We start from the raw sequence: 14624 nt of genomic DNA, 5'->3' as shown, positions 1-14624 counted from the left end.
CCTTGAACTATCGCTCTCCGAGGGAGTTCAGGCGCTTAGCGGCAGCATCAATTTAACGGGGAGTTGGTGTCCGGTTTGGTAGGGGCAAGTCCACAGCGGAGCTTCTCTCTCAAGAGGTCGTTGTTCGCTGGGTCGCCGCCACGTATCCCGTAATAGTCGTAGACGAGGCGCAGGATCTCACTCCAAATCGGCTGAGAATTGTGCAGTCAATGACGCTCCACATGGACCTGCTAATTGCCTCAGATGAGTTTCAATGTCTCATTGAGGAACTACGTCCCAACCAAGCGTGCGAATGGCTAACGGCTGTTGGAAACGACGCACTGCTACAGCATCCGTGGCGTACGTCAGATCGAAATCTTCTTGCCGCCGCTGGTGCCATACGGCAAGCGCAGGCTCCAGAATCCATCGGGCTTTTCAAAACTGCCCTGACCCCCAATGCAGCTCTCGCAGCTTCTTACGTTTCAAATGGCATTGCCTGGAATAAATGGGGCAATCGGGTAGCGATTATTACGCCAACAATGGGGAAGTTCGCCCATGACGTCCTCACTTGGGTCACCAGTAAAACGACAGGTAAAGGAAACGGTCCATACACCATAATTCTGGAGGAATCAGAGACTAGTCTTGCCAAAGCTTTTATGGAGGGGCTGGCTTTGCCAGAACAAGCCACGCTTACCGAAGCCTTGGCCCTAATGATCGGAAAACCTCCATCTATTGCTCAGGATTTCGTTCGCTGGCTTGAAAAGCAGCGTAGGACGAAGGGGAAGGTTTTATTTCTGCGCGAAGAGATGGAAGACACCATCAGGCAGTTATTTTCTAATCAACGGCGCCTAAGTTCACGCGACGGACCGGGGATTCGAGCGCTTACGGTTCATGGCGCAAAAAATCGAGAGTTCGACTTGGTGATAGTGCTTTGGCCAGCGGCAATTCGTGGGGACGACGAACAGCAACGGCGACTGCTTTACAACGCGGTCACGCGTGCAAAAAAACAGTGCCTGGTCCTAGTACAAACAAAAAAAGCGATGACTCTTCCACCCTTTGCCTGTCGTCCATGAAATCAATTTTATACAAGGTCGATCCCGGAGCGCCGCTATCAGCTGGGCGACTTTTGCATAGCTATAAAACTATTTGCCGCTGCAACATCAGCCACATTCGGGCGTTTTTTATGACGTGTATTTGGCGGTATCTCGCCTTCATCAAAATTCGTCCAGTGGATACCCAATCCACGGACCAAATAACGGTTTGTCCTAGAAAAGTCAGATGCCTCCGAAAAATCCCCCTGCCTGAACGAGATCATTCTTAGATCGTACAGCCGAGTGATTGCATCAGCGATGTGGTGCCTTTTGACGCCTGTGATCAGTGAAAGTCGATCATAAGATAATGTAGCAATGCCACCTCGATTCGAATCTCGATATGCGAGCAAGGCGATGTACACCTTCAGCGCCGAGAACGATGCTCTACTGAAATTGAACTCAGCCAACATCAAAATTTTCGTGCCCAGCGAGCCGTCATAAAGCCAGCGCTTTGGTAACTTCGCCCAGCTTTTAGCTTCGACCCATCCACAGATCAGAATAGATGACCCCTTCCTGAGGGCCTGTGCTTGCCGCTGAATCAACCCCTCTGTTTCAAGTCGCGTTAACGACTTGGCAATCGTTGGTCGAGACAGGCCAGTAATCCTAATTAGCTCCACGTATGTAACGGTCGCTTTGCCAGTCGTGAAGTCTGTCCGACAGCAAAGCGCCAGGTACAGCCTAAGCGCGGAGATGCATTCGTTTCTTGCTGATTTGTCTTCCTTCAACCAGAAGGAATGCACCGAATAAGACTCATCTACAAATTTCGTCAATCCGCCTTTGCGGATCCAGTCAGCAGGTAACTTCGCCCATTCCGACAGGACAGGACGCGCCTTCTCAGATTCGCTCATTTCGACCTCAATGCAAAAACCAGCAAGCCTGCACTCAGCAGCAAGATACAACACAACGACAGTGTCAACGGATCAGCGGAGAGAGCCTTATCAATCACAATCAAGACAGGATTCATGCCTGAGAACCTCTGGAAAAATGGTTACAGGGCAAACTTTAATATCCAGGGGCCTAGCCATCTAGATATAGGCGCCGCCGATTAGATAGCTATGTAATTGATATTTAAGTCTTAATCATGGATGTGATTAGTTAATGCTGTACGAGTCTTAAATGCGTTTTATTGTACGTTTTTTGATCAAAAACAGCATGCAGGACCTCAATTTATTCCAGTTTCCCCTTTGAGGAAACGATCGCTGATACGTTGCCAGCGCCATGTCTAGGTGTGCACCGGAAAAATACAAGGATGACCGAGGCGAACGAAATCTAAAACGTTGAAACGTCGATGACTGCCACATTACGCACCAGTGAATATTCAGTACAGGCTCAGCGTGTCGTTTAGGTCGGTCCGCGCCCTTCGGCCGGGTCTCATCAACATATAAACGGTGTTTTTAGTCTCGAACAGGCAATCAGGTTCATTCTTCCCTCCGACCATCTTCAAAGATCGAGTCGAATAATCAATCTCATCAGTCGGCAAAGCTGCCCGCAAAGCGCCTGATCTTAACGCCGATGAACAGCATGCAAAATACGACTCGTATCCTCTTAACTTGATGTTGGGTCCCCTCGCTATGGTCTGACTCTCCTCCGCGATCCCTGTAATCGCCTGCTGACGTTTCTCAGGGCCTACAGCTTTCGTTTCCTCTCGCCTCACTGAACACGACAATTGAGTTCGGTTATGGACCTGATTCATCTGCGCCGCCCGCATTCGAACCCCGCGTTCTCCAGCGCTTTGATCGATCACCCGAACTTTATTTAAAGGTAACTACGCAGGTTCAGCATCATGGGAGCACCACCGCCCCTGCAAATAGGTGGTGAATTATTCCTGATAAAAAAACAGCCGAAGCTGGTTCATTTATTTCGAAGATTTCAAAGGTTTTTATCACCAAAAAAGAAAAACCCCTGAAGCAGCTATGTCAAAAAAGATGCACAACTTATTGATTTTACTGACCATGAAGAATCATTTTTTTGAAAGCCCACAGAGTGGGAGCGCATTCAACCTGTAGCGCGCTGCAGCGACATCAGCCCTCAGGAAAAATAGTTAGCCTGCTTCCTTTTGTCCCGCGCCCACGCCATGATGCGAGTTCTCCCACCGCCGCCCCCGAACGAGTCCTCATGTCTGCGCAGCAACAGCCTCCGCAAAGCGCTATCGCGATCACCCGGCAGATCGTTTCCATCGTTTTCTATACCTTTATTGCCTTTCTCTGTATCGGTCTGCCGATTGCGGTGTTGCCCGGTTATGTTCACGAGCAATTGGGTTTCAGCGCCATCATTGCAGGGCTGGTGATCGGCTCGCAGTACCTGGCCACGCTGCTCAGTCGGCCGATGGCCGGACGCGTGTCGGACACCATCGGCACCAAACGGGCGATTGTTTATGGGCTGCTGGGGATTGTGTTCAGTGGTGTGCTGACGCTGGCGTCGACGCTGCTGCAAAGCTTTGCGCTGCCGAGCCTGCTGATTCTGATTGCCGGGCGTTTGTTGCTGGGCGTCGCCCAAGGTTTGATCGGGGTGGGCACCATCAGTTGGTGCATGGGCCAGGTAGGGGCCGAACATACAGCCCGATCAATCGGCTGGAACGGCATCGCCTCTTACGGCGCGATTGCCATCGGCGCGCCGCTGGGTGTGGTGATGGTCGCCGATTACGGTTTTGCCAGTCTCGGCATCGCACTGTCGGTGCTTGCCATCGGTGCACTGCTATTGATCCGCAATAAACCCTCAGTGCCGGTGGTGCGCGGCGAACGGCTGCCTTTCTGGGCGGTGTTCGGGCGCATTGCACCGTTTGGCGCCAGCCTGAGTCTGGCGTCGATTGGATACGGCACGCTGACCACCTTTATCACCCTTTATTACCTTAATCGTGGCTGGAGCGGCGCCGCGTATTGCCTGACCGTGTTCGGCGTGTGTTTCATCCTGTCGCGCCTGCTGTTCATTTCTGCCATCAGTCGCTTCGGCGGTTTCAATTCGGCCATTGCCTGCATGATCATTGAAACCGTTGGCTTGGTAATGCTTTGGCTGGCGCCCTCCACGGCGTATGCGTTGATGGGGGCCGGCATGGCTGGGTTCGGCCTGTCGCTGGTGTATCCGGCATTAGGCGTCGAGGCGATCAAACAGGTGCCCAACTCCAGCCGTGGTGCCGGGTTGAGTGCTTATGCGGTGTTCTTTGATCTGGCGCTGGCGATTGCCGGGCCGTTGATGGGGGCGGTGGCTTTAAATCTGGGGTATTCGTGGATTTTCTTCAGTGCGGCGCTGTTGTCAGTGACCGGGCTGGGGCTGACTCTGCTGCTCAAGCGGCGGGCAGATTCTCAAGCCTGAAGCGCATCGATAGCGATGAGTTGAAAATCGTTATTGATCCGCAGTCTGCATCCCCGCTCGGCTCGGTTTGCCCAAGGCATGGGCGAAGAATCGTCCGGCCTCGGAAATCAGGTTGCGGTGGATGTCTTCACGATCCACGCCATCAGCATCGGTACACAGCGCCGGCATGGCGAGAATCTGCTCTTCGCTACACGGCGCCATGAACACGAAGTGCCCTGCTCCGGCCAGTAACTTGAAGTCCGGTGCAGTCGGCAGTTTGCGCGCCAGCGCCGCCGCGTTTTTATCGAATGCGACGAGTTTGTCGCCATCGCCGCTGTACAGCAGCACGGGCACATGCACATCGGCCAACGTTTGACGGCCGAATTTCAGACTCAACGGCGCCATTAACAATAAGGCGTGAACACGCGGGTCGGCCACCGGTTGCAAGTCATCACGATCAACAATGAGTTCGCCCTTGGTATTGCAGGCGTCCCGGTCATCCGGCCGCTCCTGGCAATAGCGGCGCAGGCGATCCAGATCCGGTTGTGCGCCAGAGAGAATCAACGCCGTCTCACCACCCGCCGAATATCCAATGACTCCGACCTGATCCGCATTGACGAACGGCGCCAGCATGCGGTCGCCAAGGGTAGCGGTGATCGCTTCGGAAATCTGGATAGGCCGCCCATAGAGATTGCTCAGGGTGCCCAGTCGGCTGTGATCCTTGGAATTGTCACCGGGGTGGATCACCGCGACGACCACAAACCCTTTACGGGCCAGCGAGGTGGCAAGATCGTGCAGCGCCAAGGGTGTGCCGGTGTTGCCGTGGGACAGCATCAGCATCGGAAAACGGCCCATGGCCACCTTGGTGTCTTCGCCGGCCTCAATCGAGTAACCCTCAAGCAGGCTCATGTGCTTGCGGTCGCTGGAGGGATAGAACGCGATGGCGCGCATGGGTTGCAGATCCAGTGGATCGAGGAATGTCATCTCGTGGTAGCCAACGCTCCAGACCGGGTGAATCCCAGGCGCAGCTTGCACTGAATTCAGGCTGCTCAGCAGGCAAATCAGTAACGTTGCACTCAGACGCGTCATGGGATGCCCCACCCTGTTGTTACTCAATCGAAAGATCCGTTGCTTTGTGAAGCCGGAACGCCGGGAACTCGACGAACTGTGACGACAATGCATCCAGACGCTGATTGTTTGACTGCATAACCTGGGCCAGATCATGTAACAGCCAGAAACAAAAAACTCCGTATTCGGCCCTTGCAGAACCAGAATACAGAGTTTTTGGGGGATTGCCTGAACTTGAGCAGTTCTTTACGCAAGCCTTACGCGGCGGCGAAAAGTTGCTCGCTGATCTTCACTTGAGCAGCAGTCATGGCGTTGTTGCGCACTTCCTCGCCATACGCCAGGCCTTCGGCACGGACGATCTCAATGTCTGTGATACCAAGGAAACCCAACACCAGCTTCAGATATTCCTCGTGGGCGATGCCGCTCGCTTGCCCGGCATGGATACCGCCAGATGTGGAGACGATGACCACTTTCTTGCCACCGCACAGGCCTTCTGGGCCGGCTTCGGTGTAACGGAAGGTCTGGCCGGCAACCGCAACGCGGTCGATCCAGGCCTTAAGTTGGGTTGGCACGGTGAAGTTGTACATCGGCGCGGCGATCACGATAGCATCGGCGGCGATGAACTCGGCCAGCGTCGAAGCGCTCAGATCGGCTTCATGCTGTTGTGCGGCGTCGCGCAGTTCAGCGGTCGTACCGGCGGCAACCAGCGTGGTCGACGAGAAGTGGCTGATGGCGTCAGCGGCCAAGTCGCGGTAGGTCACTACGGCGCTTGGCTCTGCAGCTTGCCAGGCTTTGACGACTTGGCTGCTCAACTGACGGGAAGCCGAGTTGTCGCCCAGAATGCTCGAATCGATATGCAGCAGTTTCATGTGGAATCTCCTGGAATGAATCGCCGGTGGCGACGGAATGGAGACAATCCTACGCAACAAACCAATAGCTGATTAGCCGCCAACAATGCGATAGTTCGTCCCACTGATAGAACAGTCGGATCTCAAGCATGCAAGACCTCAACGATCTCTACTACTTCGCCAAAGTCGTCGAGGCTGGCGGCTTCGCGGCCGCCGGGCGCTTGCTGGGCATTCCCAAATCGCGACTGTCGCGGCGCATTGCTGAACTGGAAGAGCGTCTCGGTGCGCGCTTGCTGCAACGCACCACCCGCCAACTGAATCTGACGGCCGTTGGCGAACGATATCTGCGCCACTGCCAGGCAATGCTGCTGGAAGCGGAAATGGCTGACGAAGCGGTGGCCAGTATGTCCAGCGAGCCGCGTGGCCGTTTGCGGGTGTCCTGCCCGACCGGTCTGGCGCGGGAAATGCTGCCGTTGGTCATCAGTGAGTTCCTTGGCAAATTCCCTCAGGTACAGCTGGAAATAGTCCTGCTCAACCGTCGTGTGGACTTGGTCGCCGAGGGCTTCGACGTTGCCCTGCGTGTGCGTGAACCGGGTGATGAAGACCCGCTGTTGGTGACCCGACGCTTGCGTCAGGCGCAAATGGTGGTGGTGGCCAGCCCGGCGTTTATCCAGGGGCAAACAATCAACCACCCGCAAGACTTGAGAAACCTGCCGGTGCTGGGCGCGCTTGAGGCTGATCGCTTGGTGCATGTGCGACTGTTCGATCAGGATGGCGAAAGTTTCGAGTTGAACATGGAAGCGCGCCTGGGCATTGATGACTTTATCGTGCGCAAGACCTGTGTCCTGGCAGGCCAAGGCTTCACCTTGCTGCCAATGATGTACTGCGAAAACGAGTTGCAAAACGGCACACTGGTGCAGTTGCTGCCTGAATGGTCGCTGACCGGCGGCTGGCTGCAAGCGGTGTATCCGCATCGGCGCGGCGTGATGCCGGCCGTGCGCGCGTGGATCGATCACTTGGTCGAATCGTTCAGTGCCTGTGGGGAGCGGTTGTTATGAAACAAGGAAAGATGAACGAAGCCGACGCGGCCGCGTTCTGTCTGGCATTGCCGGGCGCGCGCGAAGACTACAAGTGGGGTGGCGTTCGGGTGTTTTCGATTGCTGGCAACAAGATGTTTGCCTTGCAAGGGCTTCGTGGTGATTCGCTGGCGTTCAAGGTGGACAAGGATCTGTTTCTTGGCCATTGCGACCGACCGGGGATTCATCCGGCGCCCTATCTGGCACGGGCGCAGTGGATCATCATGCACCCGCCCTACCCTTTGGCCGCTGAGGAGTTGCGGGATTTGCTGAAACGATCGCATCAATTGGTGGTGAGCAAGCTGCCGAAGAAAACTCAAGTCGGCCTGCGGTTGTAACCGAATCCGGCTGAAAAAACCCCTTCGAAACTGCGGGGGCGAGCAAGCCCGCCCCACACACCTTCAACGGGTTGTTTAGAGCAGTGCCAAGAGGTTGGAGCCGAGGAAGATCTGGTCGATCCAGAACACCTGGTGCAGCAAGACGATCACCCAGAACAAAATCTGATACGAGACCTTGCGTGTCTTGTGCCTGAAAACCTGCTGGGCGATCAACGCACCGGGCCAGCCACCGGCCAGTTCAACCGCATGAAGAATGTTCTCCGGGGTGCGCCACGCATCGGCGCGGGCCTTGCGCTTGTCAGCCCAATACATGAAGAACGCCAGCACGCTGACGACGCCATAAGCCGCCAACGGCACCAGCGATATCCCGCGCCACCCCATCGACAGCGAGCCGAATAACGGCAACGCGCAGACGATCGCCAGAACAACCAGTTTCAGTTTCAGGTTCTGAATACTGCCGCCCGAAGGTCGACCTTCGGGGCGGCGTGCGCGGGATTCACTCACGGCTTGGCCGCCGACCAGTCCACCCAGCCGAACTGCCACGTTGCCAGAATCACCAGACCAAAAACGATTCGATACCAGGCAAACGCTGCATAACTGTGGCTGGCAATGAACTTGAGCAAACCGCGTACCGCAATCATCGCGAAGATAAACGCAGTGATGAAACCGATGGCGAACACCGGGAAGTCTGCGGGCACGAACAGATGGCGATACTTGAAACCCGAGTAAACCGCAGCACCGACCATGGTTGGCATGGCGAGGAAGAACGAGAACTCGGTGGCGGTTTTGCGTGACAGGCCGAACAGCAGGCCGCCGATGATCGTCGAGCCGGAGCGCGATGTCCCGGGGATCATTGCCAGGCATTGCGCAAAACCGATTTTCAGTGCGTCGGTCCAGCGAATCTCATCGACTGTTTCCGCGTGCACCTCATGCTGTCGCTGTTCAGCCCACAACATGATGACACCCCCCACCACCAGCGCCGTAGCCACGGTGATCGGGTTGAACAGATACTGGTGGATCAGATCGGCAAAGATCACGCCCAGCACAACGGCGGGCATGAAAGCGATCAGCAGGTTGGCAGTGAAGCGCCGCGCGCGGGGCTGAGTCGGCAAACCGACCACCACGTCGAGGATCTTGCGACGAAATTCCCAGACCACTGCGAGGATAGCGCCAAGCTGAATAATGATGTTGAACGCCATGGCCCGCTCGCCGCCAAAATTGAGCAGGTCTGCAACGATGATCTGGTGTCCGGTACTGGAAATGGGCAAAAACTCCGTCAGCCCTTCTACAACTCCTAGTATCAGTGCCTGCAAGGCAGTCCAAAGATCCATCAATCCCCCAAAAAGCGATGCGCACGGGCATGCTCCGATAGTATTTTCTGACGTTCACTGCGATCAGCGTAGCCGGATATTGCTGTACCGATTCCGCGCGCTCAGGATCCACACGAAAGGGTCAAAATTCCGTGAAATATTTATTTGGATTCAGGTTTTCACGCGCGGGGCCGAAATCCTAACAGACAAGCCTTATTAGCGCTGCCGCGTTATACGACTTGGGTCGCGTATGCCCGCTCACGAAATCGTGGTTGGATGCTGGCGGTCGTTTATTACAAGAAAAAGAACCGGGAGTGACAGCGTTATGAACAGCTTGCGCAGTGTGTCGATCAGCCGACGCTTGTGGCTCATCTTGATTGTGGCCGTGGTCATGTTGCTGACCTTGGGCGTGTTGATGCTCAAGCAGATTCACGATGACCTGTATCACGCCAAAGCCCAGAAAACCCAGCATGTGGTACAGACCGCCAGCGGATTGCTGACCTATTACCATGACTTGGAAACTGCCGGCACTCTGACGAGAGAAGCCGCGCAAAAACAGGCAATTACCGCCATCCGTGGCCTGCGCTACGACCAGAGCGACTATTTCTGGATCAACGACCTCACGCCCGTGATGGTCATGCACCCTACCAACCCAAAACTTGAAGGCCAGAACCTCTCGGCGATCCGCGATCCGGACGGCTTTGCGGTGTTCAACGAGATGGTCGCCATCGCCAAAGCCAAGGGCGCCGGCATGGTCGATTACCGTTGGCCAAAACCCGGCGCTACCGAACCTGTTGCCAAAACGTCCTACATCAAGTTGTTTGAGCCTTGGGGCTGGGTGATTGGCTCTGGCGTGTATGTCGACGATGTGCAGGCCGAGTTCCAGGGGCAAGTCATCAAGGCGTCGGTCGTCGGCCTGGCGATTTCGCTGATCATGGCCCTGCTGGTGATTCTGATTGCCCGCAGTATCGTGCGGCCATTGCAGGAAACCGTAAGCGCCATGGCCAACATCGCCAGCGGCGAAAGCGACCTGACCCGCAGCCTTGATACCCACGGCAAGGATGAGGTCACGGAACTGGCTCGTCACTTCAACGCGTTCACTGCCAAATTGCGCCGGGTCATCGGCGACTTGCAGGTGTCGGCCAGCGCCCTCGGCCAGTCGTCCAGCGAACTGGGCAACGATGCCTCGCAGGCCCAGGAACGCAGCCAGCAACAATCGCAACAGATGGAACTGGTCGCCACCGCGATCAACGAGGTGACTTACGGTGTGCAGGATGTGGCTAAGAACGCGGAGCATGCCGCCGCCGAAATGCGCGACGCCGAAGCGCAGGCACAGCAGGGTCAGATCAATATCGACGGTAGCCTGCAACAGATCGACAAGTTGTCCGGCACCATTGATCAAGCCGTTGAAGTGATTCGTACCTTGGCTGACGAAAGCACCCAGATCGGCAGCGTGCTGGAAGTGATTCGTTCGATTGCCGAGCAAACCAATTTGCTCGCGCTCAACGCGGCCATCGAAGCGGCGCGCGCAGGCGAACAGGGGCGGGGATTCGCTGTGGTGGCGGATGAAGTGCGCTTGCTGGCGCAGCGTACCCAGAAGTCGACGGCGGAGATTCAGTCGATGATCGAGCGACTGCAAAATCACTCCGAAGCGGCGGTCAAGGTGATCGGCGACAGTAGCAAGGCTTCGCAACTGACCATCGAACAGGCCGGGCTGGCCGGTGCCAGCCTGAACGCCATTGGCCAGGCATTGCGCAATCTCAATGGCCTGAACGCGTCGATTGCCAGCGCGACGCTGCAACAGGCGCATGTGGTTGAGGACATCAACCAGAACGTCACGCAAGCAGCCGGGTTGTCTCACAGCACGGCGATGGCGGCAGAGCAGTCGAGTGCGGCGAGCGCGCGGCTGGGCCAATTGAGCGAACAACTGAACAGCCTGCTGCGCCAGTTCCGCGTCTGACCCCATTCCCCTGAGGGAGTGAGTTCGCTCCCTCAGGTCAGGCGGCGCGGCGCTTAATGCCTCGGTCGTGTTTTTGGGTACAATCCGCCTCCCGTCAACTCCCCCATAGGAACCTACATGTCCGGGCTCGAACTGTTTGCTGCCGCCCTCGGCGTGATCGCCGTCTGGCTGACGGTCAAACAGAACCCGTGGTGCTGGCCCATCGGGCTGGTCATGGTGTTGCTCTATAGCTGGATCTTCTTTGAAGTGAAGCTGTATTCGGACATGTTGCTGCAAGTGATCTACGCCGCCCTGCAGATCTACGGCTGGTGGCAATGGACGCGTGCCGGGACGATGCATGACGGGCGCGAAGTGACCCGCCTCGACACCCGCTCGATTTGGCTTGGCCTGTGTGCTGGCGCGGTTGGCAGTGTGTTGCTCGGTGCGGCCATGGCTCACTGGACCGACGCTGCGCAACCGTGGCTGGACGCAGCACTCACGGGTTTCAGCCTGGTGGCACAGTTGTGGATGGCGCAAAAACGTCTGCAATGCTGGGCACTGTGGTTCGTGCTTGATGTGATCTTTGTCGGATTGTTTATCTACAAAGGGCTTTACCTCACCGCTGCGTTGTACGGCCTGTTCACCCTGCTGGCTGTACAAGGCTGGCGTGAATGGCGGGTTGATCCGGCGTTGCGCACATGAAAGTCGTGGTTCTGACCGGCCCCGAGTCCACCGGCAAGAGCTGGCTGGCGGCGGGCCTTCAGCAGCATTTCGGTGGCTTGCGCGTCGACGAATACGTACGATTTTTTATCGAGCAGCACCCACGGGATACTTGTCTGGCCGATATCCCAGAGATCGCCCGTGGCCAACTGCAATGGGAGGATCAGGCGCGGGCGCAACAGCCGGCACTGCTGATTCTCGACACCCACCTGTTGAGCAACATCCTGTGGAGCCAGACCTTGTTCGGTGATTGCCCGGCCTGGCTGGAGCCGCAGTTGCTGGCCCGGCATTACGACTTGCACCTGCTGTTGTGCCCGGAGCAGATCGACTGGACCGATGACGGTCAACGCTGCCAGCCGGATCTTGGCGAGCGTTTAGGGTTTTACCAGGCCACCCACGACTGGCTTAAGCAGCATCGACAACCGTTTCAGATCATTCAGGGCCATTGGACCGACCGCCAGGCGCAAGCCTTTGCTGCGGTCGAGCGATTACTGGCTGAATCAGCCGATTCCTAGGGGCGCCGACCCCATTGCCCCCGTCTCGCGGGCAAAAGTGTCCGTTTCTGAAACACTCGCCTGAGTGCAAAGCGCCCGTCTCAGTGGCATTCATCGCTTTGTCATGCCAGTTGTTAAGTTGCTGAAACACATTGCCGCAAACCCTTCTTCCAGAGCTTTGTATCGACTTTGGTCGGATACTCGCCTACCAGCCTGTTTCAACGCTGAAACAGTTCCTGTATCTGCGCCGTATCCATTTCAAGTAACCCATTGAAATTCCTGAACAATCATAAAGCGGCACAGCATTCGCTATCTCCTTCACAACGCTGACTAGGGCCAGCCCACTGAAGAAGGAATTGCAGCCGTGGGGAATTTCAAAAAAGGCTTGACCTGCCTTCTGCTGATCGGATCAGCCGCCAGCACCATCCTCAGTTTCAACGTTCAGGCCGAAGGCAATGGCGTGATCGTCCTCAACCGCGATGTCCAGCCGATTCCTATCGGGCGCAATGGTGGCAAAGACCCCTACCCGACCACCGTTAACGCCAACCCATCGGCGCGAATCAACCAGACTCTGAGCAATACCGAACTGAGCGACGGTGACTTTGCCAGCGTCGCCAGCGGCTCGTCGATTCGCGGCAACATCACCACACCCAATTCGAATCTGCCCGGCATGAACACCCTGACCAACCCCAGCGGTATGCCAGGCATGAGTGCCGGCCATGGCGGCGGTGCCGGCGGCTCGATCTCCAACACAGTCAACCGTGCGATGAGCACTGGACTGGCTCCGTTGACCCGCATGGCTGGAGGCCAATGAGATGAATCGCTCCCTGCTCCTGCTTGCCTTGATCGGCTGCACCAGCGCTATGGCGGCTGACCCTGGTTCGGTAAACAACGCCAACATCCAGGATTCTGGCGTGCAATACCGCGGCAACTTCAATGTCAACCAGGCCGCCGGTGATCAGATGCAGCAAGCCAATACCAAAGCCATTGCGATTGGCACCGACGCCAGCGCCAGCACCATCGTCAGGCAGCGAATCGACACACCGGCCGACCGGTCGATGAATGCCAGCGCCACCATTGGCGGCACCTCTTTCAGTAATGGCAACGGAATCCTGGGCGTAAACCAGGGCGCCGGTGCCAACAACCAGATGGCCAACGTGACGCGCGTCAGCATCAGTGCTGCCCCGCAGAGCGTTGACGATAGCGCCCTTTCCCAACAGAACGTGGCGTTGTTACCGAGCTCAGGAGCAACTGGTACCTCACCCGGCAGTCGCCAGGTCACGACAAGTGATCAGGCCTTCACCGGCAGCCGAGGGGTCATCCAGGTGAACCAGAGTGCCGGGGTGGGGAACCGTATGGCTAACACCCTGAGCATCCGGGTCGCAGACTGACCCAAACAAAAAAAGCAGTGCAATTAGAAAAGTCCCAACACTTAACCAACTAATAAGCACGGAGAAACACCATGAAACCTACAATGGCTCTTAAACCACTGGTTTTCGCTCTTGCAGCAGTAATGGCAATGGCAGCTCAGGCAGGCGGTAACGATCATGGTAACAACGGCGGTCATGGTCACCAGCCTCCTCCACCAAAAGGCCCAACCCTGGAGCAACTCCTGCAAATCACTGCCGGTGCCGGCGCCGCTGTACTGGATACACAAAACAGCGACGGCAACGTGGTGAAAAACCAGGGCACCAAAAACAACGCCACCACCGACAACTCGCTCAACGGTTCCAACGGCAACATGGGTGCCAACACCGCAGCAGGCGACGGTAACCAACAAGACAACGCTGCCGCTCTGGCGACCGCCGACGAAAGCTTCATCTTCGGCACTGCTGTTGCTGCCTCGAGTGCAACTCAGGTCAACAACAACAACTACGTAAAAAATTCGTCGACCGTCAACAACGCCACACTTAACAATGCAGGCAACAACGGCTCCGGCAACATCGGCGTCAACGTGACGGCTGGCAACTTCAACCAACAGAAAAACAACCTGGCTATCGCTGTATCGGGCGGTCGTGTCGCTCAGGCCGCCGCCGCGGCCAACCAGTCTTCCACTGGCCTGGTGGTCGAAAACAAAGGTGTGCAAACCTACAAAAAAGACACCCTTACCGGCACTTTTGCAGCCGCTGGTGTGTTTAAAGCCAAAGGCACTGCAACCATCGAAGGCGATGACGGCCACCACGGTGGGTACGACAACAAAGGTGGCCATGGTGGTGGCAATGACGATCAAAAAGCCAAGTTCGAAGCCGTGGGTACTTTTGGCCTCGCTGGCGTAACCACTCAACAAGTGCTGACCAAAGATGGCTGGAAAAACCCAGTCACCAACACTGCCAACATGACTGGCTCGATGAACAACTTCTCCGGCAACGGTGGAGCCAACGTCTCGGCGGGTGTGGGCAACCAACAAAGCAACTCGCTGTCCATCGCTGCAGGTTGCAAAGCCTGCATGTAATCGCGATCGAAACGAAAGCCC

Annotated in this window: 15 protein-coding genes and 1 pseudogene; 11 read left to right on the top strand and 5 right to left on the bottom strand. The window is 56.4% G+C overall.

Annotated features, from left to right (window positions below; translation table 11 throughout):
• The first annotated feature begins 221 nt into the window (after positions 1–221).
• Positions 222–1052: an ATP-binding domain-containing protein gene (locus ACIOU6_RS22695; protein WP_401138961.1), complete on the top strand. Its 831-nt coding sequence runs from the start codon at positions 222–224 to the stop codon at positions 1050–1052.
• Positions 1053–1090: 38 nt separating this feature from the next.
• Here ACIOU6_RS22695 and ACIOU6_RS22690 read toward each other — a convergent pair whose 3' ends face one another.
• Positions 1091–1918 (bottom strand): winged helix-turn-helix transcriptional regulator, encoded by an 828-nt coding sequence (locus tag ACIOU6_RS22690; RefSeq protein ID WP_401138960.1) that lies wholly within the window; start codon positions 1916–1918, stop codon positions 1091–1093.
• A 1267-nt stretch (positions 1919–3185) separates the two neighbouring features.
• Here ACIOU6_RS22690 and ACIOU6_RS22685 point away from each other — a divergent pair.
• Positions 3186–4379, top strand: coding sequence for an MFS transporter (locus tag ACIOU6_RS22685; RefSeq protein ID WP_401138959.1), 1194 nt, complete (start codon positions 3186–3188; stop codon positions 4377–4379).
• Between the two features lie 30 nt (positions 4380–4409).
• On the opposite strand, the gene ACIOU6_RS22680 is transcribed toward ACIOU6_RS22685, so the two are convergent.
• Both ACIOU6_RS22680 and ACIOU6_RS22675 read right to left on the bottom strand, forming a co-directional pair.
• Positions 4410–5447: a dienelactone hydrolase gene (locus tag ACIOU6_RS22680; RefSeq protein ID WP_221731672.1), complete on the bottom strand. Its 1038-nt coding sequence runs from the start codon at positions 5445–5447 to the stop codon at positions 4410–4412.
• Between the two features lie 236 nt (positions 5448–5683).
• A complete protein-coding gene (locus ACIOU6_RS22675; protein WP_401138958.1) occupies positions 5684–6295 on the bottom strand; it encodes an FMN-dependent NADH-azoreductase in 612 nt (203 codons plus the stop codon).
• A 128-nt stretch (positions 6296–6423) separates the two neighbouring features.
• On the opposite strand from ACIOU6_RS22675, the gene ACIOU6_RS22670 reads away from it, so the two are divergent.
• Positions 6424–7332, top strand: a complete 909-nt coding sequence (locus ACIOU6_RS22670) for a LysR substrate-binding domain-containing protein (protein WP_221731670.1) — start codon at positions 6424–6426, stop codon at positions 7330–7332.
• Entirely contained in the window at positions 7329–7688 is a 360-nt protein-coding gene (locus ACIOU6_RS22665) for an MmcQ/YjbR family DNA-binding protein (RefSeq protein ID WP_401138957.1), read from the top strand. The genes ACIOU6_RS22670 and ACIOU6_RS22665 overlap by 4 nt, the downstream gene beginning before the upstream one ends.
• Positions 7689–7763: 75 nt before the next feature.
• On the opposite strand, the gene ACIOU6_RS22660 is transcribed toward ACIOU6_RS22665, so the two are convergent.
• On the bottom strand, positions 7764–8192 hold the full coding sequence (locus ACIOU6_RS22660; protein WP_401138956.1) for a DUF1294 domain-containing protein: 429 nt from the start codon (positions 8190–8192) through the stop codon (positions 7764–7766).
• A complete protein-coding gene (locus tag ACIOU6_RS22655) occupies positions 8189–9019 on the bottom strand; it encodes an undecaprenyl-diphosphate phosphatase (RefSeq protein ID WP_221731667.1) in 831 nt (276 codons plus the stop codon). Before ACIOU6_RS22655 ends, ACIOU6_RS22660 begins: the two co-directional genes overlap by 4 nt.
• Before the next feature lie 229 nt (positions 9020–9248).
• Between ACIOU6_RS22655 and ACIOU6_RS22650 the strand changes: the two are divergent.
• The 7 genes and pseudogenes from ACIOU6_RS22650 to ACIOU6_RS22620 form a co-directional block, all read left to right on the top strand.
• A pseudogene (locus ACIOU6_RS22650) lies at positions 9249–10100 on the top strand (cache domain-containing protein); the annotation flags it as partial.
• Between the two features lie 123 nt (positions 10101–10223).
• A complete protein-coding gene (locus ACIOU6_RS22645; protein ID WP_401138962.1) occupies positions 10224–10958 on the top strand; it encodes a methyl-accepting chemotaxis protein in 735 nt (244 codons plus the stop codon).
• A 117-nt stretch (positions 10959–11075) separates the two neighbouring features.
• Positions 11076–11639: a nicotinamide riboside transporter PnuC gene (gene pnuC, locus ACIOU6_RS22640; RefSeq protein ID WP_221731665.1), complete on the top strand. Its 564-nt coding sequence runs from the start codon at positions 11076–11078 to the stop codon at positions 11637–11639.
• The gene (locus ACIOU6_RS22635) at positions 11636–12172 is read left to right on the top strand and encodes an AAA family ATPase (RefSeq protein WP_401138955.1); all 537 of its coding nucleotides are present in this window, start codon (positions 11636–11638) and stop codon (positions 12170–12172) included. Before pnuC ends, ACIOU6_RS22635 begins: the two co-directional genes overlap by 4 nt.
• A gap of 343 nt (positions 12173–12515) precedes the next feature.
• On the top strand, positions 12516–12965 hold the full coding sequence (locus tag ACIOU6_RS22630) for a hypothetical protein (RefSeq protein WP_221731663.1): 450 nt from the start codon (positions 12516–12518) through the stop codon (positions 12963–12965).
• A gap of 1 nt (position 12966) precedes the next feature.
• On the top strand, positions 12967–13542 hold the full coding sequence (locus ACIOU6_RS22625; protein ID WP_221731662.1) for an adhesin: 576 nt from the start codon (positions 12967–12969) through the stop codon (positions 13540–13542).
• A gap of 71 nt (positions 13543–13613) precedes the next feature.
• Positions 13614–14603, top strand: coding sequence for a heme utilization protein (locus ACIOU6_RS22620; RefSeq protein ID WP_401138954.1), 990 nt, complete (start codon positions 13614–13616; stop codon positions 14601–14603).
• The last annotated feature ends 21 nt before the right edge of the window (positions 14604–14624 follow it).

The organism is Pseudomonas sp. NPDC087615 (genome assembly GCF_044743445.1).
Lineage (GTDB): Bacteria > Pseudomonadota > Gammaproteobacteria > Pseudomonadales > Pseudomonadaceae > Aquipseudomonas > Aquipseudomonas baetica_A.
The sequence above is the reverse complement of the archived record's forward strand: the minus strand, read 5'-3'. Positions and strand labels throughout refer to the sequence as shown.

Coding starts and splice junctions, on each gene's coding strand:
- ACIOU6_RS22675 (WP_401138958.1), bottom strand. CDS start 6,295: ATGAAACTGCTGCATATCGATTCGAGCATTCTGGGCGACAACTCGGCT.
- ACIOU6_RS22670 (WP_221731670.1), top strand. CDS start 6,424: ATGCAAGACCTCAACGATCTCTACTACTTCGCCAAAGTCGTCGAGGCT.
- ACIOU6_RS22695 (WP_401138961.1), top strand. CDS start 222: ATGGACCTGCTAATTGCCTCAGATGAGTTTCAATGTCTCATTGAGGAA.
- ACIOU6_RS22690 (WP_401138960.1), bottom strand. CDS start 1,918: ATGAGCGAATCTGAGAAGGCGCGTCCTGTCCTGTCGGAATGGGCGAAG.
- ACIOU6_RS22645 (WP_401138962.1), top strand. CDS start 10,224: ATGGAACTGGTCGCCACCGCGATCAACGAGGTGACTTACGGTGTGCAG.
- pnuC (WP_221731665.1), top strand. CDS start 11,076: ATGTCCGGGCTCGAACTGTTTGCTGCCGCCCTCGGCGTGATCGCCGTC.
- ACIOU6_RS22685 (WP_401138959.1), top strand. CDS start 3,186: ATGTCTGCGCAGCAACAGCCTCCGCAAAGCGCTATCGCGATCACCCGG.
- ACIOU6_RS22635 (WP_401138955.1), top strand. CDS start 11,636: ATGAAAGTCGTGGTTCTGACCGGCCCCGAGTCCACCGGCAAGAGCTGG.
- ACIOU6_RS22620 (WP_401138954.1), top strand. CDS start 13,614: ATGAAACCTACAATGGCTCTTAAACCACTGGTTTTCGCTCTTGCAGCA.
- ACIOU6_RS22665 (WP_401138957.1), top strand. CDS start 7,329: ATGAAACAAGGAAAGATGAACGAAGCCGACGCGGCCGCGTTCTGTCTG.
- ACIOU6_RS22680 (WP_221731672.1), bottom strand. CDS start 5,447: ATGACGCGTCTGAGTGCAACGTTACTGATTTGCCTGCTGAGCAGCCTG.
- ACIOU6_RS22625 (WP_221731662.1), top strand. CDS start 12,967: ATGAATCGCTCCCTGCTCCTGCTTGCCTTGATCGGCTGCACCAGCGCT.
- ACIOU6_RS22655 (WP_221731667.1), bottom strand. CDS start 9,019: ATGGATCTTTGGACTGCCTTGCAGGCACTGATACTAGGAGTTGTAGAA.